Genomic DNA, 1,115 nt, shown 5'->3' on the forward strand with positions numbered 1-1,115 from the left:
TGCATGGTCTCGCTCAAGCATTTTCTCTAACATTCGTAGAACCTGGCGCTTATGTTCCTCATCCTCCATATCGATGAAGTCGAGAATGATAATCCCGCCAAGATTTCTTAAGCGCAATTGCCTACCAATGGTCCTTGCAGCTTCGAGATTGGTCTTGAATATGGTCTCTTCAAGATTACGATGCCCGACAAAACCGCCGGTATTCACATCAATCGTGGTCATAGCTTCGGTTTGATCAATGATTAGATAGCCACCAGACTTAAGTTGAACCTTTTTTCCCAGCGCCTTCTGAATTTCATCATCAACATTATATAAATCGAATACAGGTCGTTCACCTGGGTAATACTCAAGCCGCTTACTAACATCAATGAGAAAGTTTTCGGAGAACTCCTTTACAATCCCATAACTTTCTTTTGAATCGATTCTAATTTTCTCGGTTTGAGGCTTTACCAGATCTCTTATCGCACGTGTAAACAGCGGCAAATCCTGATAGACAACAGATGGAATTGCGTTCTCTTTGATTCGCTGCTTTAGTTTTTTCCAAAGGCGCTCCAGGAACTTTATATCTGCCGTAAACTCATCTTCTCCTGCACCTTCGGCCGCAGTACGCACAATAAAGCCCGAGCCTGCCTCTTCGTTATCTACCTGACAATTCAAAACAAGCTGCTTTAAACGCTCTCGCTCTACTTCATCTTCGATACGTTGAGATATACCAATATGTGAAACACTTGGGATATAAACCAAGTAACGGCTAGCAATTGACAGCTGAGTGGTTAAACGGGCACCTTTCGTACCAATGGGATCCTTGATGACTTGAACAACAAGCTCTTGACCTTCGCGCAACAATAATGCGATATCTGCATTATTCTCACTTTCGCCAGTTTCACCGACTTGTGGGTTAGAGGTGATATCAGAAACGTGTATAAATGCGGCGCGCTCAAGACCAATATCAACAAATGCAGCCTCCATTCCAGGAAGCACACGGACTACTTTTCCTTTGTAGATATTACCAACGAAGCCACGACAACTTGAACGCTCGATATACACTTCTTGCAGCATTCCGTTTTCTACACGCGCTACACGAGTTTCAACCGGCGTAACGTTAATTAAAAGCT

The 1,115-nt window shown here is 43.4% G+C and carries 1 protein-coding gene; it reads right to left on the reverse strand.

The annotated features are described in order from the left end of the window. Positions 1 to 1,115 (reverse strand): Rne/Rng family ribonuclease (locus A3766_RS25575; RefSeq protein WP_068643212.1); only part of this gene is annotated, 1,115 nt, incomplete at both ends.

The sequence above is a fragment of the Oleiphilus sp. HI0132 genome, from assembly GCF_001635845.1.